This window comes from Streptomyces sp. NPDC041122 (genome assembly GCF_055592445.1).
Map to the genome: position 1 here is coordinate 64,511 of NZ_JBVIYQ010000004.1, position 22,398 is coordinate 86,908.

The window sequence follows — 22,398 nt, forward strand, 5'->3', positions numbered from 1 at the left end:
GGGCGGTGAGGCGGGGGCCGGTGGCGACGCGGCGAGGGGGCAGCGAGGCGGGGGCCCGGTGGCGGTGCGTGGTCGGTGGCGGGCGGGCGCGCGGAGGACAGGGGCGGGCCGCCCGCGGCACCGGCATACGGCAGGCGGCAGGCGGCCACCGGGCCGGGCCCGCCGGGGCGGGCCGGGCGGCAGGTGAGGCGGGCAGGCCACGGATACGGGGGGGGTGGGGCGGTACGGCGCCGGGGGTGCGGCCACCGCCGGGCGGGGCGGCGGGTATTACGGGCGCGGCGCCGGCCGGGGCCGGGGATGCGGATGTGGACGTGTGGCGGGGGCGCGCGTGGGCGGGGCGCCCTCCTGCCCGGCCCCGCCCGCACCCGCGCCCCGCGCCCGCCCGGCCGGGTGGCCGGGTGGCCGGGTGGCCGGGTGGCCGGCGGGTGTGCGGTGGGAGGAGGGGTCAGGCGGCGCCGGCGGCCGCGCGCAGGGCGTCGGCGCGGTCGGTGCGCTCCCAGGTGAAGTCGGGCAGCTCACGGCCGAAGTGGCCGTAGGCGGCGCTCTGGGCGTAGATGGGGCGCAGCAGGTCCAGGTCGCGGATGATCGCGGCGGGGCGCAGGTCGAAGACCTCGCCGACGGCGCGTTCGATGTGGGCCTGGGGGACGGTGGCGGTGCCGAAGGTCTCGATGAACAGCCCGACCGGTTCGGCCTTGCCGATGGCGTAGGCGACCTGGACCTCGCAGCGGGTGGCCAGCTGGGCGGCGACGATGTTCTTGGCGACCCAGCGCATCGCGTAGGCGGCGGAGCGGTCGACCTTGGAGGGGTCCTTGCCGGAGAAGGCGCCGCCGCCGTGGCGGGCCATGCCGCCGTAGGTGTCGACGATGATCTTCCGGCCGGTCAGGCCTGCGTCGCCCATCGGGCCGCCGATCTCGAAGCGGCCGGTGGGGTTGACGAAGAGCCGGTAGTCGTCGGTGTCGAGTTTGATGCCCTCCCTCGCGAGCTGGGCCAGCACGTGCTCGACGACGTGTTGGCGCAGGTCGGGGGTGAGCTGGTCGTCCAGGTCGATGTCGGCGGCGTGCTGGGAGGAGACCACGAGGGTGTCCAGACGGGCCGGCCGGCTGCCCCGGTACTCGACGGTGACCTGCGTCTTGCCGTCGGGGCGCAGGTAGGGGACGGTGCCGTCCTTGCGGACCTCGCTCAGGCGCCGGGCGAGACGGTGGGCCAGCTCGATCGGCAGCGGCATCAGCGTGGGCGTCTCGTCGGTGGCGTAGCCGAACATCAGGCCCTGGTCGCCCGCGCCCTGCTTGTCCAGCTCGTCCTCATCGCCCTCGACCCGCTGCTCATAGGCGGTGTCGACGCCCTGGGCGATGTCGGGGGACTGCGCGCCGATGGACACCGACACACCGCAGGAGGCGCCGTCGAAACCCTTGGCGGAGGAGTCGTAGCCGATCTGAAGGATCTTCTGGCGGACCAGGGTGGCGATGTCGGCGTAGGCGGCGGTGGTCACCTCGCCCGCGATGTGCACCTGGCCGGTGGTGATCAGCGTCTCGACCGCGACCCGGGAGGCGGGATCCTGGCTGAGCAGGGCGTCCAGGATGGTGTCGCTGATCTGGTCGGCGATCTTGTCGGGGTGGCCCTCGGTCACGGATTCCGAGGTGAACAGGCGATGGGACATGACTCTCCAGGGCGTAGCAGGGTGAATGGATGGACGGTGCGCGGCGGCCGGGCGGGCCCCGTACGGGCGGGAGCGGCCGGTCAGACCACACACGGGCCCGTCGGGCACGGGGCCGTTCCGCCCGCGGGCGTGCGCGCGGGCAGGCGGGCGCGGGGGCGACCCCCCGTATACGGGCCGGGCCTTGGAACCAGCCGCGCGGCGCCGGGCGGAGCTGAGGGCGAACGCAGGGGGCACCCGGGGCCCCTGCCGTGCACGGGAGGGGTTCCTGGCCCGGACCGCGCGCCGGGGGGGGCCGGGGGCGGGCATCGGATCCACGGGGCTCAACTCCCGCGTACGTACGGGACAGCCCGCGCACTGAAACCTTGCCGGGGGCGCAGCCGGGGCCGGGACCGGCGCCGGGCATGAGGCCCGCCGGGACCAACTCACCTGTGCGGGAACGCACTTGGGCCAAGCCGCGCACCGGGCGAAGCCTGGGGGCGAGTAGAGGGATCGTCAGGGGCAAGTCCGCGTGCGGAACGGGGCCTTGGGAAGCAACCGTGTGCCGGACGGAGCTGAGGGCGTGCACCGGAAGGCGACCGGGGTGGGGCCGCTCCCGTGCACGGGAGCGGGATGGCGGGCCGGACCGTGCGCCGGGCGGGCTCGGGCACGACGGGCTTGGGGCCCCGTGCCTGGGCCGGACCGCGCGCCGGGCGAGAGCGGGGGCGGGCGCCGGCTCACCGGACTCACCTCCCGCAGACGGGCACAGCCTTTGAGCCGGACCGTGCGCCGGGCGGGAGCAGGGGTGTGCGCGGGGATCTCCGGGATCCCCTCCCGCGCGTCCCTCGCGTACGGGACAGCCCTTGAGCCGAACCGCGCGCCGGGCAGGCCCCGGGGGGCGTGAGGTTCACCGGGGCCAACTCCCGCGCAGGGGCGAGCCCTTGGGCCACACCATGTGCCGGGCGGTCCGGGGTTCGGCGTACCCGGGCGTCCGGCGGTACGGGTCCGGGGGCGGACGGCACGGCCCCGGGGCTGCCCCGCCGTGCCGGTGCACCGCGACACTCCCCTGCGGCAGGCCCGTACGCCTCTCCCCCGCCCCCTGGCACGCCGAGTGCTCGTACGCCACTCCCCCGCACTTGGACCGCAGAGGACTCCTACTCGCCCCCCCGGGGCTCGGGCCGCAGGCCTCTGCTCCAGGCGGTGCGCCGGTGCCGTCCGGGTTAGTTTTCGGGCAGCACCGTGTACGCGGGCCGGGTCTGCCCCGCGGGGTGCCCCCCCCTCCGGCAAGGGGGGGTGGGGCGCCGGGCGCATACCGGCCCGCTCCCGGCCCGTACGTTTCTGGGCCGCCTCGGGCCCGGCCGCACCTCGCGCGGCGAGCCCGCCCCCCCCGGCCCCCGGCCCCGGTCCCTGCTGGGTGTGTGCGCGTCCCGGGGCCGTGTGCCCGGCGGGTGGGTTTCGCTGCCGGGGTGAACGCGGGTGCGGGGCGCCGGTGGTGGTGGCCGACCGCTCCGGGATGAGGGGTGGGTGGGGTGGTTTCAGGCGGGGTCGGCCAGGCGGGTGTGGAGCTGGTGGGCCAGCGCGCTGCGCTGGACCTTGAGGGTGGCGGTGCGCGGCAGTTCGGCCTGGGGGATCTGGACGGGGTCGGCGAGCTGGGGGAACTCGGTGACGGCGGCCTGCCAGCGGGCGTGGTCCAGGGGGGTGTCGTCGGTGGTGCAGATGACGGGGACGGGCCGGTCGCCGGGGCCGGTCACCACGACGAGTTCGGTCAGTTCGGGCAGCCGGCCCAGGACGACGTCCTCGACTTCCAGGGAGCTGCTGACGCCTTCGATCATGTCGACTTCCCGGTCGAGCATGTGCAGGCAGCCCAGCCGGGTGCGGTAGCCGACGTCGCCGGTGCGCCACCAGGCGCCGTTGCGGTTGGCGGCGTAGCGGTCCTGTTCGGCGAAGTAGGTCTTGGCCAGGCCGTCCCAGGCGACTTCGATGAAGCCGGGGTTGTCCTGGGAGGGAGGCCGGCCGTTGCGGCTGGTGACGCGGACCTGGGCGGCGCCCAGCGGCATCGCCCAGCCCACGCAGCGGCCGTTGGCCTTGTGGGCGGAGGAGCGGAAGTAGGCGCGGCCGACGGCGGGGCCGACCTCGCTCTGGCCGTAGATCTGGAAGAACAGGGCGCCGGGGCGGTCGGAGGCGTTCAGCAGCCGGCTCATGGTGCGCGGGTGGATGGCGTCGAAGGTGCTGCTGAAGATCTTGACGGAGGAGAAGGGGCGGCGCGGGTCGGCGGCCAGTTCCTCCCAGTCCATCAGGGAGTTGGGCAGGGCCTCGATGAAGCCGGGCCGGTGGGCGGCGAGCTGCTCGGCGACGCTGTCGGGGTCGGATTCGTTGAGCAGCAGGATCGGCAGTTCCTTCAGCAGCGCCAGGGACATGGCCGCCACCATCCGCGAGTGCACGAAGGGGATGTGGATGGCGACGGTGTCCTTGCGGCGCATCAGGGCCAGCAGCCGCCACTGCGGCAGCAGGCGGATGCCCTGGGTGCGGGGGGTGTGCACGACGAGTTTGGGCAGTCCGGTGGTGCCGGAGGTGTGGGTGATGACCGCCGCCTCGTCGATCGGGCGGACCCGCGCGCGGATGCGGGGGGAACCGGCGAGCGCGGCCAGGGACTGGGCGCCGGGGTGTTCGCCGGCGGTGAGGATGATGCGGCGGGTGATGTCCTCGAGCCCCACCTGGGCCATGCCCTGCAGCTTGGGTGTGTCGGTGAGCAGGCTGGGCCGCTCCAGACGCTGGATGAGGGCGCCGACGGTCGAGCCGTCCAGGGCGGGCGAGAGCATCACCGGGATGGCGCCGATACGGGAGGCGGCGGCGCCGAGCATCCAGATGTCGGCGTTGGCGCTCTTGTGGACCACGATGTGCTCATCGGGCCGCACCCCGGCCGCCCACAGCCGGGCCGCCAGGTCGTCGACGGCATGGGCGAACTCCGCGACCGTCAGGCGCCGTCCCAGATGGGGCAGGACGTCCAGGTCGTGGTCGAGGGTGAGCGGCGTCGAGCCGTTGACGGCCGCGGCCATCTCCGGCAGGAGTCCGAGGTGCAGGCCGCGCTTTTGTATCGATCGGTAGACCGTGGAGCCCTTCATCGGGCTGCCTCCTTCTGCGGGATCGGGTGGACGGACGGCCCCGGCCCAAGCCCAAGCCCCCCCGGCCGGGCGAACCCCCGGACGGAGACGGACGGAACAGGCAGGGCAGGCGGAGCCGACGGGGCAGGCAACGCAAAGGGGGGTGATGGGGGCAGGGATAAGCAGGGCACGGCGGGGCACGGCAGGGCACGGCGGGGTACGGCGGGGCGGGGGAAGCAGGATGCCCCCCGGGGGGGCCTCACATTGCGTGCGGCTGCGTCGTCGAAAGCATTGAGGCGGACGAGGCGGACGCCGGCGGCCCGGCACCCTTCACAGGGCGCGGGCCCGACGGCCGCCTGGACCGCGCCGGGACGCCGGGGGCGCCCCCTCGGGCCGGGCCACGCAGCCGGCCGCGCCCCCGGCCTGGCCCGTGACCACCCGCCGCCTGCAGGACACGACGCAGAATGACGCCCCACACCCGCCCCGGGCCGGGAGACCGACCGGACTCCCCCGCCCCGGGCCGGGGGGTGCGCACCGCAAGGGGTCCGGCACGGCAAAGGGGACACAGCAGCGCCAGGGCGCAATACCCGTTAGAGCAGCACCCGTTAGGGGTGCGCAGCACCGCAAGGGCTGGAGCGCCCGCAAGGGTGGAGCGCCGCAGGGCATGGAGCGCCGCAGGGGGGGTGCAACCGGCCTTCTGCGGTGGGGGGTTGCCGCTGCTCCTCCCGTGCCGGCCGTCCTCGTACCGGCCCCTGCTTCTTATCCCGGGGGCGGGTGTCTGTTCAGAGGGTGGCGCGGCCGGTTTTGAGGGCGGCGGTGGTGTCGACGACGCGGCGGGCCTGGTGGCGTGCGGCCTGGAGGGCGATTTCGCCGGGGGCGCCGTCGCCGGCGACGTGGGAGGTGCCATAGGGGTTGCCGGACTGGAACTGGACGGGGTCGGTGTAGCCGGGGGGCACGATGATGCCGCCCCAGTGGTAGAAGGTGTTGGACAGGGCCAGGATGGTGGATTCCTGGCCGCCGTGGGCGGTGTTGCTGGCGGTGAACGCCGAGAACACCTTCCCGGCGATCTTCCCGGCGAACCACAGGGGTCCGGTGGTGTCGATGAAGGCCCGCAGCTGGCTTGCGGGGTTCCCGAACCGGCTGGGGGTGCCGAACAGGACCGCATCGGCCCAGGCGAGGTCCTCGTGGCCGGCCTCGGTGACATCCGCGGTGGCCGCACGGTGGGCCGCCCAGGCCGGGTTGGCCTCGATCGCCGCCTGGGGGGCGGTCTCGGCCACGGTACGCAGCCGCACGCGCGCACCGGCCTTCTCCGCGCCCTCGGCCACCGCCTGGGCCAGCGTGTGCACGGTGCCGGTCGCGCTGTAATAGATGATGGCAACGTTCACAGGTTCCACAACTGAATCCTTTTCTCTGCTTCTCTGCTTCTCTGCATGACATTCCGGCATTCCGGCGTTGCGGCATTCCCGCGTTGCGGCGTTGCGGCGTTCCGGCGTGCCGGTGTGGTGCGGGGCATGGGGCCGCTCCCCGCGCGCGGTAGCGGCGCCGCCGCTGCCTGATGCCCCCGCCTGCCCCTGCCCCCCTGCCTCCCTCCCCCTGGCCCCTGACACACCCGACGTGTCTGACGCGGTGATGCGGCTGACGCGTCTGGTGGGCCGGGCAGTTGGGGGGCCCGGGGGTGGGTGGTCAGCGGGCGATGACGAGGGTGGCGGGCGGGGCGGAGTGGAAGGTGATGTCGCTGAAGCCGGCCTTGGTGAGCCAGGCGTGGTAGTCCGCACGCCGCCAGGTGCCGCCCTGCTTGCTCTTGAGGAGCATTTCGGAGGCGAAGAGGAGCGGGAAGGCGGGTCCGCCGCGGTCGTCGTCGACGACGTAGTCGCACACGACGAGGGCGCCGCCGGGTTTGAGGGCGTCCTTCAGGCGGGTGAAGACGGCGATGTTGTCCTCAGGTCCTTCCTGGTGGGCGATGTGGGAGTACAGGGCGACGTCGTAGGTGTCCTGGCCGAAGTCGGTGTGGTGGAAGTCGCCGTCGATGCAGGTGAAGCGGTCGGCCAGGCCGCGTTCGGTGAGCAGGCGGCGGGCGATGGCGTTGATGGGTTCCCAGTCGAGCTGGGTGGCGCGGGCGGCCCGGTTGCGTTCGAGCCAGGTCGCGGAGTAGATGCCCGAGCCGCCGCCGATGTCCAGGATGGACACGGCTCCGGCCTCCTCCAGGCCCAGGACGTCGGCGGCGACGGCGGCGGCGGGCACGGACTGGGCGGCGATGGCGGGCACGACCTGGCCCCAGTGCGGGTTGTCGGCGACCTCGGTGGCCGGGTCGCTGACCGGGCCGCCGGCGGCGACCACGTCGGGCAGCGCCGTCAGGCTGCCCATGTGGGTCAGCTTCAGGCGGGCCATGGCGCTCAGGTCGGCCGGCCGGCCCTCCACGAGGTAGGCGTCGGCCTCGGCACTGTTGCGGTAGGTGCCGTCCTCAAGGACGACCAGGCCGATGCTGACCAGGCCGTCCAGCAGGCTCTGCGCGCCGCGCGGGGAGATACCGGCGCGGCGGGCGAGAGCGTCGGCGGTGCCGGCGCCCTCGTTGAGGTGGGTGAAGAGACGGTGGCCGGCCGCGGCGCCGATGATGCCGGTGGACCAGTAGCCGTTGATCAGGCGCAGGACCGTGTCCGGGGTGGGCTGCTGCTCGCTCATGGGGTTCCTCCCAGGCCCCGGGCGGGGGCCGCGTGGGTGTGAAGGGCGGTGCGCAGCCGGCTCGCGACCCGTTCGACCTGCTCGGGGGTGAGTTCGGCGTGCATGGGGATGGCCAGGTGGTGGTGGTAGAGGTCGGCGGAGACGGGGCAGGTCTGCTTGGACTCAAAGACCGGCTGCAGGTGGGTGGCCCAGGTGCCGTGGCCGCAGCCGATGCCCTGGGCGCGCAGGTCCGCGGCCAGCGCCGCGCGGTCCACCCGCTCGTCCAGGCGCACCAGGTAGGACTGCCAGGCATGCGTACGGTCGTCCGGCACCGTGGGCAGGCTCAGCAGTTCCTCGTCCGCCAGGAGCTCGCCGTAGCGGGCGGCCGTCTCGGCGCGGCGCCGGCGCAGTTCGCCGATGCGGCCGATCTGGACCTGCAGGATCGCCGCGGCGATGTCGGAGAGCTTGAAGTTGTAGCCGATCTCGGTGAACTGCGGGATGGGCAGGCCCACGACCTTGGACTGGTCGAAGATGCTGCCGATGCCGAAGGAGGACCGCAGCCGTGCGTCGTCGGCGAGGGCGGGGTCGGCGGCCAGCAGGGCGCCGCCCTCGCCGCTGGTGGCGCCCTTGCGGCCGTGGAAGGACAGGCAGGCCACCTCGGCCAGCGCGCCGGCCTCACGGCCCTGGTAGGTGGCGCCGACCGCGCAGGCGGCGTCCTCGATAAGGAACAGGCCGCGGGCATCGGCCAGGGCCTGCAGTTCACGGTAGTCGGCGGGCAGGCCGACGGTGTCCACCGCGATGATCCCCACCGTCCGGGGCGTGATGAGGTCGGCGACACTGTCGGGGTCGATGGTGTGGGTGTCGGCGCGCACGTCGGCGAAGACGGGCACCGCGTCCAGGTAGCGCACGGCGTGGGCGGGCGCGGGGAAGGTGTAGTCGGCGACGATCACCTCATCACCGGCCCGCACGCCCAGGGCGAGCAGCGCCAGGTGCAGGGCGGCACCGCAGTTGCTGAGCGCGACGGCCTGGCGGGCGTAGCGCTGGGCGAGCTGAGCTTCCAGGGCCTTGCCCCTGGGGCCCTGCCCGGCCGGCCAGCCCGAGGCGAACACCTCGGCGACAGCGGCCAGTTCCTTCTCGCCCAGGCTGGCATGGACCAGGGGTATGGGGGTGGTGTTCACGGTGGTCATGGCTCTCACTTCCCGCGGGTGGCGGTCGGGGGCGGGGTGTAGCGCAAGGGGGTGAGTTCCTCGACGTCGTAGCGTTGGCGCATCTCCTCCACCGCCGCGGGATCGACGCTGGCCCCGCGCGCCCAGATCTCGGTGATCTCTTCGAAGTACTGCTCGTGATCGGGTGAGGGATAGCTCTCGAAGAGCATCGTGACGGGCTTGTCGGTGGCGTTGCGAAAGGCGTGCGGGATACCGGGCGGCACGAACATGCAGCCGCCCGCGCTCGCGCGGATGACGCGTTCCCCGGCGGCCGAACGCCAGTGGTGCCAGGTGTCCTTGGTCCGCTCCACGGGCTCGAAACACATCAAATCCAGCTCACCGTCAAGGACGTAGAAGAACTCCTGGGACTCGCGGTGCACGTGAGCACCGACATCGAAGCCGGGCGGCACGACCACCTCGAAGATGGAGATGGAAGAGCCCTGCGCCTGGGTGGCCTTGAAGGTCACTTCCTGCGCCGGAGTGATCAGCTTGCGTCCCCCACCGGGCGGGACGATCAGGCCAGTCATGTGATCGGTTTCCTTCATGGACGAGAGGAACAAAAAGAGAGAGATCAGGGGGTGGCGGCGGTGCCGGCGCGGGCTCACGCCCCGCCCGCACGGGCGAACACGCTGTGCACCCCCCGCCCGAGGACCATCACCACAGGCCACAGGCCACAGGCCGCAGGCCACAGGCCGCAGGCCGTGAGCCGTGGACCATGGACCACCACCACAGGCCGTGGCCCGTGCACCGTGCGCCATGAGCCGTGCGCCATGGGTCGTGCGCCATGGGCCACCACCACAGGCCGTGGCCCGTGGGCCGTGCGCCATGGACCACCACCACAGGCCGTGGGCCGTGGGCCGTGAGCCATGGGCCCTGAGCCGTGACCGCAGGCCGCGAGCCGCAGGCCCGTGAGCCGAAAACAGCGGACCTGCACCGAGGGCCGAGAGCCCGCAGGACAGAGACCACCGGCGCGAGCCGGAGACCACGGCAGCAGCTGGGAGCTGGAGACACCCACCCGAGGACCCGAAAACCCTTGAGCCGAAACCCTGGTGGGCCCGACTCCGGGGCCAAGAGCCCGCAGACCGGAGGCCGCGAGCCACGGCCACAGGCCGTGAGGCGTGGCCACAGGCCGTGAGGCGTGGCCACAGGCCGTGAGGCGTGAGCCATGGCCACAGGCCGTGAGGCGTGAGGCGAAGGCAGCGGACCATGAGCCGGGGCCGGAAACCCTTGGCCCGAAGGCCTGGTGGACCCGAACTCCGAGGCCAAGAGCCCGCAGACCGGAGCCAACCCGTGGCCGCAGCCGGAGTCGGTACCGGAGCCGGGAATCGTGGCCGCAGGCCCGTGAGCCGAAGACGGCAGACCGTGCACCGGGTTACCAGCCGGAGCTGAACACCGGGGGCCGAGGCCGAGGCAACGGGCCGCGTGCCGGACCGAACGAAGGGCCACAACCCGAAAGCAGCAGCCCCCGACACCAAGGGCCGTCAGCCGAAGACAGCGGACCACACGCCAGCCGGAGGCCGCAGGCCGCAACCCGAGACAACGGGCCGTGCACCAGAGGCCGCAGGCCGTAATCCCACAGCCACGGACCACACGCCGCAGACAGCGGGCCGCAAACCGTGGGACAAGGCCAAAGGCCCATAACCCGACAGCGGCAGACCGCACGCCAGGGCCGGACCAGAGGCCGTAACCCAAAGACAACGGACCACGTCCAAAAGGGGACAGCAGCCGTTACCCGAAAGCAGCGGACCCTGCACCGAGAGCCGGGAGCGAGGCCGCACCCCGAAGACAGCAGACCGCACGCCGCGGGCTGTGAGCCACAGACCGCAGACCATGCCGAAGGCCGTACTCCGAAGGCCGCGACCCGAAGGCAACGGACCGCACGCCAAGGCCAGGCCGAAGGCCGCACCCCGAACACAGCGGACAGCACCCCGAAGGCCGCGACCCAAAGACAACGGCCGTACGCCAAGGGCCGGAAAGCCGTAACCCGACCCGACCCGACACCAACGGGCCCTACACCCGGAGGGGACGGGGACCGGAGGCCGTAAACCGAAAACAGCGGACCGGACACCGAAGACCGTAGCCGGAAGGCTGCAACCCCAAAGCAGCGGACCCTACGCCAGGAAGGGCGGACCGAAAACCGCACCCCGAAGACGGCAGACCCGACACCGGGACCGGGACCGAAAACCGCACCCCGAAGAGGCAGCAGACCGTACGCCGGGGCCGGGACCGAAGGCCGCACCCCGAAGACGGCAGACCCGACGCCGAGGCCGGGCCGAAGGCAGCACCCCGGAGACAGCGGACCGGACGCCAGGGGCCATGAGCCAAAGACGACAGACCGTACGCCGGGGCCGGACCGGAGGCCGTAGCCGGAAAACCCGTGGGCCGTGCGCCGGGGGCCGGAGGCCGTAGCCGGAAGGCCCCTGGGCCGTGCGCCGGGCGCCGGAGGCCCGGGGGCCGTGCGCCCGGGGCCCGGGAGGCGGGTAGCGCCGGTCGGGGTGGTGGGGGCGGACCGGGGCGGGGTCAGGGGGCGGGCGGGGCGTCGCTGTTCCAGCGGCCCAGGGCCATCTCCGCGGTGATACCGGGCCCGAACCCCGCGATCAGCCCCCGCGCATCAGGCATCGGGGTGTCCTCCTCGAACAGCCGCAGCGCGGCGTCCAGGACGACGGCGGAAGCGATGTTGCCGTACTCCGTCAGCGTCGACCAGCTGTGCCGGAAAACCTTGCGGTCCACATCCAGGAACTTGGCCAGATCGTTCAGGATCCGCGGGCCGCCCGCGTGGATGATGTAGAAGTCGAGATTGGAGGCATCCCAGCGGTGACCGGCGGCGAACTCCCGCAGCACCGGCGCCAACGGCTCCATCGTCCCCGGCACCCGCCGGTCCAGCTGGAAATGGAAGCCGGTGTCCCGCACCGCATAGGAGATCCAGTCCTCGGTGTGGGGAATGAGATAGGAGGAATTACGCTCCAGCTCGATCCCCGTGCCACCGATACCGCGGACCACCGCGGCCGCGACCGCGTCCCCGAACAAACCGTCGGACAGCAGCGAGCCGATGTCGTCCATGTCCGGCTGGTAGCACAGCGAGCACAACTCGCACGAGACGATCAGCACATTGCTGCCCGGGTGAGCCAGGCAGAAATCATGGGCCCGGTTGATCGCCGCACCACCGGCCGCGCAGCCCAGCTGCGCAATAGGAATCTGCCGGGTGTCGGAACGAAAACCCAGCGTATTGATCAGCCACGCCGTCAACGACGGCATCAAAAACCCCGTGCACGACACATAGATGATCGCGTCGATGTCCCCCGCACCCACCCCCGCGTTGGCCAGCGCCTCCTCGACCACGGCCGGAGTACGCTTCTTCGACTCCGCCTCATAGAGACGGTTGCGCTCAGTCAGCCCCGGATGCTTCAGGGTCTCCTCGATCGGCTGCACGATATGCCGCTTCAACACCCCCGTGTTCCGGATCAGCCGCAACGCCAGCGGAAGCTGCGGCTTCCCGGCATGAACCCTCTCGGCGAACTCCAGCGTCTCATCCGCTGTGATGACGTATTCCGGTACACGCACTGACGGCTTGCATAGCCTGGGCATAACGGGAATCCACTTTCTCTAGAGTCTGCCTGAGACACACGAACGAAACACCCACACACACCACAACCGCACCAGCCAGGCCAGCACGAACACCCCCAACCATCCCCCTCCTTGAACCCCAACCCGCCCCTCCCCCAACCCCGCCTTCCTCAGGAACGCCCGTAGGAAGGAACGCCCGTAGGACGAGCCTTCGAAAACCAGCCCCACAGGCGGCGCAGAGGAACAACAGCAAAGGAAGAGGAAAAGCAGAGAGAGGAGACGACAGGCGAAGAGGAATGCAGGAAACCCACCACAGAGGGGCGCGCAGGAAAGGCCCGGGAAAAGCAGCGGGCTGCAGGCTCGAACATGCTGGAGGCCCTGCCGGAACGGAACCATCCGAGGGCGTACTGGACGTACCGGGGGTGTGCAGGAGACACCGCGGATGTTGCGGATGTGCTGGACGTACCGCGCGACACGCGAAAAGCACTGCAGGTGCAGGAGGCACCGCGAGCGCTGGAGGCACTGCACGACACGCCAGAAGCACTGAGGAAGCCGGAGGCACTGCGGGACTTGCTGCACGACACACCAAAGACACTGAGGGTGCTGAAGGTGTGTACCGGGGCGGCCGGGACACAGCCTGAAGCACTGTGCAACGAATACCCGCCGCCCGGGGGCTGGACGGTGACCGGGGGCTGGACGGTGAAACGACACCAGACCCGAACCCGAACCCGGCACACCCCCCCCTTCCTGCCCCCTCCCCCTTCCAGCGGCCGGCGCCCGCGATCCGGAACACACCCGAACCCGACCACCCCGACAGAACAAAACCCCCCTCCCCGACACCAGAACAAGACGAGGCCAACAGGGCAACAGCACTACACAGAACGGGAAACGAACCCACCCAACCCAACAACACCCAACCAAGCCCACCCCCGGAGGAGAGCAGAACAAGGCAGAACAAGACAGGGCAGGGCAGAGCCTTCGGTTTGGGACCAGCCCAGATCAGTACGCCGGCCCCCATCCGGGCCACCGCACCACGAACGAAGGCACCATGACCCAGCCACGACGAGCACCAAGCCCCAGCCACACAGAACATGCCCCAAGGCAAATGCGGCCGGAGAACTCCCAGTCACAGGGCCGACAGCCCAGAACACCCCGACACACAGACGTCACCGCATACAGGCGCGCAAACACCAGGAGCAGGCAGGAGGGGAGAAACTTCGGCGCCGCAGAGGCCAGAAAACACGGCACGACCCGGGCGGGGCGGCGGTGACGAACCCTCAACCCACCGCCGCACAACCGGCTTTGGGCAGGGACGTCGTGCAGGAATAGTGACACGCCCACCACCCCGACACCAAGACCCCCCGAAAGTGACGTAAATCACCAGCGAAGATACTTGTGCTTCATAAGCTCCAACTACCCGCAGAGCAAGCCCCGATGACACCCGCCCTGCGTACCGCCCGCTGCCCCACCACCGGTCACCACCCTCGACAGCACCTCGACCGCGTACCCCACCTGCACCACAGGCTCCCCGGCTCGCCGTCACCGTCGCCTACGTGGCTGGCATCCTCGCCTGGTGCGCCACCCCTGAGTACGCCAATCACCGCTGCACACTCGCCGAGCGCGGGAGGGCGTGGCCGACCGAGTGGACGCGGCGGCGTCCCCGACCCACGCGGTCGCGACCGCCGTGCTGAGTGAGCGGGCCACACCCGACTGCGTCGAGCCCCTGGTGGCGCTGCTCGATACCGACGTGCATCCCCATACCCAGGAGGCCGCCGTACGCGGCCTGCTGCGGATCGGCACCGACGAGGAGCACGAGGCTTGCTGGCCCACTGCCTCACTGCCGGGCACCTGCACCGGTGGCACGTCGAGGCGCTGGACGTCATCGCCGCGGCCCGAGGAGCCGGTGACCTGCACACGCGGGCGGGGGGCGCTGGGTCTCGTTCCAGGCTGATCAGGTCCCCTCCGCACGTCACGCTCGGGCGTGCGTCCGACTTCTGGGGCAGACAGGAAGGGCGATCAAGGCTCTCACGATGCCGGCAGCGAACTCCATGTGCCGCGGCTCCCCTTCGACCCGCGAGCTCTGCCGACGCAGTGGCTGCCAGCTGCACGCTTTGCTCGACGAGCGGCACCAATCCGGCAGAACGGCGACTCCGTGGAAGCGCTGCCCGGCTGAACTCACGTGCTGCTCGTGCGGCTCGCAGTCGTACGAGTCAGCCCGCCTCAGCCAGTGGTGGTCCATTGGGGTGTGGGTCCGGGGCGGGCCGTGATCGGCTCGCCTTCGGTCCAGTCCCGGTACTTCACCTCGAAGGACTCGTCGCCGGTTGCCGTGTCGGCCGCCGAAGGCACCCGCGTCTTCAAGCTCTTGGGCAGGTCGCGCGTGGTGACGACCAGGGTGAAGCGGACGGTGCCGCCGGGGCGGTCGGCCGCGTAGGGGCGGTAGAGGGCGCCGACGGCCGGGTCGGCGGCCAGGGCGCGCAGCGGGGTGTTTCCGGTGAGGGTGCGGGTGCCGCCGTCCCGTTCGGTGCGCACACCGGTTGCGCCGTCGAGGAGCGCCTCGATGTGGGCGGGCTGGGCCAGCCAGCGGGTCTCCAGGGCGGCGTGCACATCGGCGTCGTCCTCGGCCGCCGCGGTCGCGTCGGGCTCGGTGCGGTATCCGCCGTCCGGGCCGGCCCCCGGTCCGGCCACCGCCTCGTGGGGCGTGATGGCGGCGCGGTTGCCGATCAGCACCACCTCCGGCGGATACCAGGGGTGGCCTTCGCCCCCGTCGTAGGCGACATGGGTCGCCGCCTTCGCGGTGATGGCGTCGACCAGGTCGAGGCGGGCCTGGCCGTGGAACGAGTCGGAGGCTCCGAGATCGCGGGCGCTGACGTCGACGCCGACCAGCCGCTGGGCCAGCATCGCGGAGCGGACGGTCTCGGCCCGGGAACCGGACGGTGCGGCGACGGACCGCTCGGGCTCGGACCCGTCGTCTTCGCCGGGCCACCACAGGTGGGCGGCGAGGCCTCCCAGGGCGCCGAGCACCAGCCCGATGGCAACCGCCGCCGCCATCGCACGGCGGCGCCGCAGTTGCGCGGACCGCTGCGGGGACTCTTCCTCGGACATGGCCCAGCCCCCTTCGGCACCGCCCGGCACGAGAAGCGCCGCGTTCCGTACACGGTAGGGCCGCCGGGGCGCAGACCATGGCGCTTCGCCGGATTCTTCGCGGGCCGGTGAACGGACGCGCCGCGGCCACAACGGCCGAGCGTCCCGCCTGCCTGCCGTGCCGTCAGATCCGCAGCAGCCGCTCGGCCGTCACACGGTAGTCGCGCAGAGCCAGGCGGTGCTGTTCGGTGTCGGTGGTCGGGGCCTCGGAGGGCGCTCCCCCCCTCCCCGCCCCCAAGGCGCCTCCAGGGACGACGCCACCGGTTGGTGTGACACGGGAGTGACCGCAGCCCGGCCGGACACGAGCTGAGGCAACAGGAAAAGCAGCAGATCAAAGCGCTTTCGTCAGACAGCGAAGCTGAGAACCCATATTTTCACGCTGCGCCAGCGGGCCGCCCTAGCTGTCTCAACGACATGTCAGTCCCGCAGTAGGGCCCCAACTGCCTCCCGATGCCCCCAACGATCGCCACTCGAACGCGACCGGCATCGTCCTGCCGCACAGGGTCTCCGCCGCGCCCGCAGTCACCAACGGCAGGTTGGACCACGAGATTCAAGAACGCCGTCGTCAAGCATGATGTGACAAGCCCGAGTAGCGCACGCGTCACGCCACGACGGCGGTCAGCACGTCTTTCAGCAGGAAGGCGGCGAGGACGGCGAAGGTGACTCCGGCGACCATGTTCACCGTCACGGCAGTGCGGCGACCTCGTACCAGTCCCTGACCCAGCCGGCCGGCGCACAAACCGATCGTGCTGTCCCAAACGAGCCCCATCACCAGGAAGATCAGTCCGAGGGCGAGCAACTGGAGCCAGAGCGGGCCGCGTTCGGGGTTGGTGAACCGCGGCAGGAACGCGGCGAAGAACAGCACGATCTTCGGATTGAGCAGATTGGTGAGGACGGCCCGGCGCAGCAACTGGCGCCCGGGCAGCGCCTTGGGGGCCTGCGTCGGCGTCTTTCGGGCCGAGCGGATCGTGGTGAGCGCCAGCCACCCCAGATAGAGGCCGCCGACCAGTTCCACCAGCGTTAGCACCACGGGCGTGGAGCGCAGCAGGACGGCGAGGCCAAGCACCGCGGCCATCACGTGCACGACCATGCCGAGCGCCATGCCGGATGCGGAGACCAGGCCGGCCCGCGGGCCTCGCTCCAGGGCCACGGCCACGATGTACGCCACGTCGGGCCCCGGAGCGACGGTGATGATCGCGACCGCCGCCAGATAGGCCGGCAGAAGAGTGAGGTCCAGCATGTCAGCTCCCGAGAGTCAGCCACGTAACACCCTTCGTACGTTCAACACGTTACTCACCCGACCCGGAGTCACGCAACGCGAAAACTGCTGTCAATGCGTTACGCTGGGATGCATGGCTGTCACTCTCACGGAGATCCCCCTCGAGACGCTGACGGAACTGGTCAACGGCTGGGGCACGCTCCCACGCCAGGAGGACGGCCGGGGAGAGAGCCCCCACCGCCCCGTCGCAGACCTCGCCGAACACCTCGGCCTGCCCGCCCGCGTGAGCGACGCGCTGAGCCCGGAGGCACTCGCCGACGCGGCGGACCGCCTCCACGTGGTCTTCTGCGCACCGGACGGTGCGGCCTGCGCGCGGCGCCTGACGCGGCTGTTGCGCGACAGCGGGGTTCGCCCCGTCATGCAGTCCGGGGCCGACGGATCACCGCGCGCCGCGTGGAGCGTCGACGACGCCCCGCACGCCCTGGTCGCGGCGGCGGCGGTCACCCTGCGCAGGTACGTCAGCGATCACGGGTTCGCGCGGATCGGCATCTGCACGGGAAGCCATTGCGCGGACGTCTACCTCGACCAGTCGCCCGGCGGCCGGCGCCGGTTCTGCTCGGTGACCTGCCAGAACCGCACACGTGTGGCGGCATTCCGCAGCCGCAGGGCCGCCACAGAGCGCTGAGCCCAGGGCCGCGGCGCCGCCGGAACCTGAGCGAACGGCCGCGGTGGGCCCGTCACGAGCGGCTGAGATAGATGCCGCGCTCAGCTCCTTCACGCGGACCAAGTGTCGCCGCCGAGCAGACTACGGCCGTGGCTTCCACATCGTGCACACGGGACAGTCGCAGTCGGATCCGGTCGGCCACAAGAGAGTCCAGGTCGGCCCTTCGCCGGACTGATTCGTCCCAACGTGCGCGTTGTTGGGACGGTCAGCACCATCGAACGGCCGCCGGCCCTAGGCTAGCCAGCATGGCGACCAACGACTTACGAGACGACGAGCTGTGGCCGCTCCCTCCACCCTGGCTGATGGCCTGCGACGAATGCACGCGCCTGTATCAGCGCATGATCACGATGCGGGACGCCGTCGCAGAGGCTGAGCTCGTGTCGCCGCCCGGGGTGGATTACGACCCGTTCGACTCCGGGCTCTCCGCGCAGCTGGCCCTCGGACAGCACATGGCGACCGAACACGTCGAGCTTCTACCGGATTTCGTAGCGGCGTGCCCGCGGTGCACGACGTGCCGGGAGAGTCTGGAGCGCCCGGCCATGTCGGACCAAACCACCAACTGGGCAGTCACGGCGGCAGCCGAACATCGGGCGCGGCATCTGATCGTCCCGGCGGCGATGGCCGAGCGGCTCTGATCAGGTCGCCTCCTCGTGGTGTTCCGTTCTTGCACCGGATCAGGTGTGCAGGTTGGCGGGGAGCCGAAACGGCTAGGAGCCGCCTGCGACGCGGCGGTTGAGGAAGTGGGTTCACCCCGCCCCACACCGGACCGGAAAGGGCCGAGACACCGACTGGCGACGCCCGGCCAGCGGCAGAGCCCTGGCCACCGGCGCGCGGAACGACCCCGGCAAGCGTCCGGACCTCAGGCGGCGTACAGATCAAACGTGGAACTGCGCCGCGGCCCCGCCACCACATCCAACTGCGGGTCCACCGCCAGCATCGCCTGATGCAACCGCTGCACCTGCGGCGACGGCTCCACCCCCAAACCCTCGATCATCCTGATCCGCAACCTGCGATAAATCTCCAACGCCGACGCCTGACGCCCCGACCGGTACAACGCCACCATCGCCTGCGAATGCAACCCCTCATGCTGCGGATACCGCGCCGTCAACTCCGTCAGCTCCGCAATCAACCCCGCATGCCGGCCCAACCGCAGATCAGCGTCGATGCGCCGCTCCACCGTCCCCAACCGGCTCTCCTCCAAACGCATCACCTCAATCTCCAGAATCGGCCCCACCCGCACATCCACCAACGCCGGCCCACGCCACAACGCCAACGCCCGCCGGAAACAATCCGCCGCCCCCGCATCATCACCACCATCAAAAGCCGCCCGGCCCTCCCCCGCCAGACGCTCGTACACCTGCACGTCCACACTCTCAACAGGTATCTGCATCAGATACCCCCCATGCCGCGTCGCCAGCACCTCCTTCGCCGACCCAGAACCACCCGCCCCCAACGCCGCACCCAAATGCCGCCGCAACTGCAAAATGTAGGTCTGCAACGTCGTCAACGCACTCTGCGGCGGCTCCGTCCCCCACAACTCCTCCATCAACGTCGGAACAGGCACAACCCGCCCCGGATAAAGAGCAAAAAGAGAAAGAATCTGCCGCGGCTTCCCCGCCGTCGGAACAATCGACTGCCCATTGACCTCAGCACTCAACGGACCCAAAACCTGAACCTTCATGGAAAACTCCCCCGTACATCATCGAATTCCAAGCACAACGCTCAATCCATCGACCACCAACGCACCCCGCTCCGCCAACACCCCCCACCACACGACTCGAGGACAACCCCGGACCTACGACACATCAGCCACACCTGCTCCGCGACGACGCGGCATCTCGTGCGACTCAGGAACAGCTAACGCCCGCACCTCGCGTGCGTCTCGCCCCGCGGCGATCCCTACCCGCACCAATACGCGAGACAGACACCAACTCAGCTAACAAACCGTCAACATGCCCTGTACGCACGCACGTTAGAGACTCAACGCCAGGAGCGAGCAGCCTCAAACGACGACCACGCGACCACCAGGAAAACGTTGCCCCCCAACACCCCAGACGGGACAGGACGAACAAGAGAGACGAGGGAGCCGGAACACAGCCACCCCCACCAAGCGCCAGCGCACGGCCCGCCCAGACGGCCAAGCACGCAACAAGCCGCAACACGCAACGAGCGGAGGGCTGCTGGCAGGAGACAGGGCGGCGGGCAGCACAAGAGACCCGAGAAGGGCCAAACCAGAGAAACCGAGAGGGCCGGAGCGCGTCACACCAGCCGCACTCAGCCACACCAGGAGCCGGACCGCGCGCTACCCCGCAACAGCCGACAGCCCCCCACCGTCCCGCCGAGCACATCATCGTCCACAGCGTCCCCCTGAAAGCGAAGATCAAAAACTCCCGCACAACCACGGCGCTGAACCGCACCCAAATTCAATTGGATCCCCCACTTCCTGTCAATAGAAAACCGCGTAGCTGGTTTCTACCCCCGCCCTACCCACAGCCCGCCACGACACCACCCACACTCCAGAAAACCCCAGCTCAACAACCTGGCATCACGGCAGTCCGCACCTCACAGAAACAGCGACCACCCGCTGTTTCCAGCCAACCACCCCCCGAGCCCTCCCCCGGCCGACGAGCGACGAGTGATGAGCAGCTACAGAGGCAAGCGCAGGATGCGGGCACAGGAGGGCAACAGGCCCGCCTCGCCCGGGACTCGACCCCTCGCGGGGGACCCACAACAGCGAGATCGGCGAGCCCAGAGCGGCACAAAGGCTGCGAGCGAAGCAAGGGCGACGGAGACAGCGGCCACCAGGAGGCCTGGGCGTCCCTGAGGACGTAAGCCACGACGCAGTCGACATGCCGCGGTGGCGTGTGGCGCTCGGCGACGTCCGACAGGCCGAACGCGAGGACGGGGAGTCTGGCGCACGGCACAGAACGTCGCTGCCCCAAAGGCCGAACGAGCGCGCCGCGCCGGGCCGGGCAGACGGTCCGGCGATCGAGCGCGCGAGGTTACATCGAAACGAGGCGGGCAGCGGCGCCATGTGTGACCGCCTCACCGAACTGCCGGAAAGCACAGGAGTCCAGTGCACGCGGCAGGCCGAGACGGATGCCGCCTCCGAACAGCAGCGTAGCCACGGCCATCCCGACGACCTGCTGAGCGGAAGAGGCCTCGGCCGTCCTGAAGAATCGCGCATTCGACCAAGCGGAAGACCACAGACGCAACGCAGCTGCAACCCGCCCGACGGCAAGCGAGTCGGGCCCACGGGTGCAGGGCTCGCCAGCCCCACAGCAACCACCGGATACACGACAGGCGCGCTGGCCTCAACTAGCCGCAAGATCAATAGCTTTGCGGCAACACAGGGCCTTAGGAAGCGAGGCAGAGGCCGGCGACTCGGCCACCGGTCACGCACCCCCTACGGCGAACCTCGCACCTGTGCACCGCGCATCACGCACTGAATCCCGAGTCTCAGATGCGGCGATCTCCTGAGGCGCAACGGGCGGGACGGCCCCCGTCGCCGCCTCAGCCGGCCCGGAGGCTCATCGCCAACTGTGCGGCGCCCTATACGCGGTGGCTTCTGGCGCGCGCCAAGAGGCCCTCCCACCAACCCCGCCACCTGCACCTGAACCTGCTGACACACCGGCACCTACACCAGCGCCAGCGACAACCGATCGACTCTGTCCCGCCGCGAGTGAGAACAACGTGACCGCGACCGCAGCGAGTTCCTCCTCAGAGGCTCGACCGCGCACCACCTTGAACAGTGCGACCTCAACGGCGTCCACGCGCCCCCCTCCCTGCGGTACGCCCACAATCGACCAACCGCCTCAAAACACACTCGGATACCGCTGGACCACGGGACCGCCCTTCACGCTCCCCCCTCCCCTGCTCGCCAGCCACCATCCAGCACTTCGGGCATCTGGTCGGCCGTTTCGAAACGTTGAACATACCATCGACCCGGTTTCTTTACGGCCCCCATACCAGGGCGATCGTTCGATCACCTCTCCCCCGCATCCAGGCCTGACCAAGAAGAACGGAAGAGCAGCCATTCAAGCCAATTGGCCGTCCCGACCCGCCACTCCACCGCTAGGCAACCACCAGGGTGGCCATCACCGCGACCCTCTCCCTCGGCAAGCGGAATGCGATACATCCGACCCACGAGGACAAGCCGCAGTGACGCACCTCTAGATACGAAACCGCCATGCTGGTTTTATATGGTGACCGGAATCCACCCTCGACAGGAGTCACCCGTGAGCAAGCAGGAACGGGCCACCCGTACCCGCAACGCCCTGATTCTTTCCGCCGCAAGACTCTTCGAGCGGCACGGCTACACCAGAACCAGCCTCGACGACATCAGCAGCGGCGCCGGCGTCAGTCGCGGCGCCCTCCACTTCCACTTCGAGAACAAGGCCGCCATCGCCCACGCCGTGGAACAGTCCGCCACCCAGGCCCTCCATCAGACCGCGAACGACATCCCCCACCGCTCCAACTCTCTCCAGACCCTCATTGACCTCACACACCACCTCAACCACCTCCTACATCACAACACCACCGTTCGGGCCGGATTCCGCCTCAACACCGACACCGCCCCGCACACCACGCACAACCTCCGCCAGCAGTGGCACACCTGTATCCATCAACTCGTCACCCGCGCCGCCAGCCAAAACACCCTCAACAGCAACATCCACCCTGATCACCTCACCACCACCATCGTCGCGACCACGACCGGCCTCGAAATCCTCAGTCGCACCAATCAGCAATGGCTCACCCCCGCCCCCCTCACCACCTTCTGGGAACTCCTCCTCCCGACCATCACCGCCCCCACGGCCCACAGCGCGTTCGACCCGCACGGCACCGACGGTCCTCCCGGCGAGGGCGGCATCCACCATGACGAACGTGGAGCAGAGGCGAAGAGCGGCGGAGCAGGAGGCACACGCTCCTGACATCGCTCGACAAGGCGGGTTCAGCTTTCACTACCAGCAGTCGGCAGCCCAGCCGGCGCGCAGTACCACGCGCCGAAAACCGCCCTAGGTGCACCCGCTGCGCCAGGCTCCTGGCGGTCACTGCGCGGCCCTCGTACGGAGAGGCCCCCCAAGCCCAGGAATTAGCCCAGAGCGATGGTCAACTGCTTCGGAGTCGTGCCCGGCCAGCTCCTTGCGCCGGTC

The 22,398-nt window shown here is 70.5% G+C and carries 14 protein-coding genes; 4 read left to right on the forward strand and 10 right to left on the reverse strand.

The annotated features are described in order from the left end of the window. Positions 1-445: 445 nt before the first annotated feature. From metK to ACZ6B8_RS16345, 7 genes are all read right to left on the reverse strand, one after another. The gene (metK, locus tag ACZ6B8_RS16315) at positions 446-1,657 is read right to left on the reverse strand and encodes a methionine adenosyltransferase (RefSeq protein ID WP_471070710.1); all 1,212 of its coding nucleotides are present in this window, start codon (positions 1,655-1,657) and stop codon (positions 446-448) included. Between the two features lie 1,511 nt (positions 1,658-3,168). Continuing rightward, entirely contained in the window at positions 3,169-4,755 is a 1,587-nt protein-coding gene (locus tag ACZ6B8_RS16320; protein WP_471070713.1) for a class I adenylate-forming enzyme family protein, read from the reverse strand. A gap of 761 nt (positions 4,756-5,516) precedes the next feature. Further along, the gene (gene wrbA, locus ACZ6B8_RS16325; protein WP_471607598.1) at positions 5,517-6,179 is read right to left on the reverse strand and encodes an NAD(P)H:quinone oxidoreductase; all 663 of its coding nucleotides are present in this window, start codon (positions 6,177-6,179) and stop codon (positions 5,517-5,519) included. Positions 6,180-6,417: 238 nt separating this feature from the next. Further along, a complete protein-coding gene (locus ACZ6B8_RS16330) occupies positions 6,418-7,413 on the reverse strand; it encodes a class I SAM-dependent methyltransferase (protein ID WP_471607599.1) in 996 nt (331 codons plus the stop codon). After that, on the reverse strand, positions 7,410-8,579 hold the full coding sequence (locus ACZ6B8_RS16335) for a DegT/DnrJ/EryC1/StrS family aminotransferase (RefSeq protein ID WP_471607600.1): 1,170 nt from the start codon (positions 8,577-8,579) through the stop codon (positions 7,410-7,412). The genes ACZ6B8_RS16330 and ACZ6B8_RS16335 overlap by 4 nt, the downstream gene beginning before the upstream one ends. A 5-nt stretch (positions 8,580-8,584) precedes the next feature. Further along, positions 8,585-9,124: a cupin domain-containing protein gene (locus tag ACZ6B8_RS16340; protein WP_471607601.1), complete on the reverse strand. Its 540-nt coding sequence runs from the start codon at positions 9,122-9,124 to the stop codon at positions 8,585-8,587. A gap of 1,993 nt (positions 9,125-11,117) precedes the next feature. Next, positions 11,118-12,182 (reverse strand): type III polyketide synthase, encoded by a 1,065-nt coding sequence (locus ACZ6B8_RS16345; protein WP_471607602.1) that lies wholly within the window; start codon positions 12,180-12,182, stop codon positions 11,118-11,120. A gap of 1,609 nt (positions 12,183-13,791) precedes the next feature. Between ACZ6B8_RS16345 and ACZ6B8_RS16350 the strand changes: the two genes are divergently transcribed. Then, positions 13,792-14,112: a hypothetical protein gene (locus ACZ6B8_RS16350; protein ID WP_471607603.1), complete on the forward strand. Its 321-nt coding sequence runs from the start codon at positions 13,792-13,794 to the stop codon at positions 14,110-14,112. Positions 14,113-14,381: 269 nt separating this feature from the next. On the opposite strand, the gene ACZ6B8_RS16355 is transcribed toward ACZ6B8_RS16350, so the two are convergent. Next, positions 14,382-15,263, reverse strand: a complete 882-nt coding sequence (locus ACZ6B8_RS16355) for a hypothetical protein (RefSeq protein ID WP_471607604.1) — start codon at positions 15,261-15,263, stop codon at positions 14,382-14,384. A gap of 640 nt (positions 15,264-15,903) precedes the next feature. Further along, positions 15,904-16,542 (reverse strand): LysE family translocator, encoded by a 639-nt coding sequence (locus tag ACZ6B8_RS16360; protein WP_471607605.1) that lies wholly within the window; start codon positions 16,540-16,542, stop codon positions 15,904-15,906. Positions 16,543-16,654: 112 nt separating this feature from the next. Between ACZ6B8_RS16360 and ACZ6B8_RS16365 the strand changes: the two genes are divergently transcribed. After that, the gene (locus ACZ6B8_RS16365) at positions 16,655-17,206 is read left to right on the forward strand and encodes a CGNR zinc finger domain-containing protein (protein ID WP_471607606.1); all 552 of its coding nucleotides are present in this window, start codon (positions 16,655-16,657) and stop codon (positions 17,204-17,206) included. Between the two features lie 284 nt (positions 17,207-17,490). Then, positions 17,491-17,880 carry a hypothetical protein gene (locus ACZ6B8_RS16370; RefSeq protein ID WP_471607607.1) on the forward strand — a complete coding sequence of 130 codons (390 nt, stop codon included), beginning with the start codon at positions 17,491-17,493 and terminating at the stop codon, positions 17,878-17,880. A 224-nt stretch (positions 17,881-18,104) separates the two neighbouring features. On the opposite strand, the gene ACZ6B8_RS16375 is transcribed toward ACZ6B8_RS16370, so the two are convergent. After that, positions 18,105-18,926 (reverse strand): AfsR/SARP family transcriptional regulator, encoded by an 822-nt coding sequence (locus tag ACZ6B8_RS16375; RefSeq protein ID WP_471607608.1) that lies wholly within the window; start codon positions 18,924-18,926, stop codon positions 18,105-18,107. A 2,557-nt stretch (positions 18,927-21,483) separates the two neighbouring features. Between ACZ6B8_RS16375 and ACZ6B8_RS16380 the strand changes: the two genes are divergently transcribed. Then, entirely contained in the window at positions 21,484-22,176 is a 693-nt protein-coding gene (locus tag ACZ6B8_RS16380; RefSeq protein ID WP_471607609.1) for a ScbR family autoregulator-binding transcription factor, read from the forward strand. The last annotated feature ends 222 nt before the right edge of the window (positions 22,177-22,398 follow it).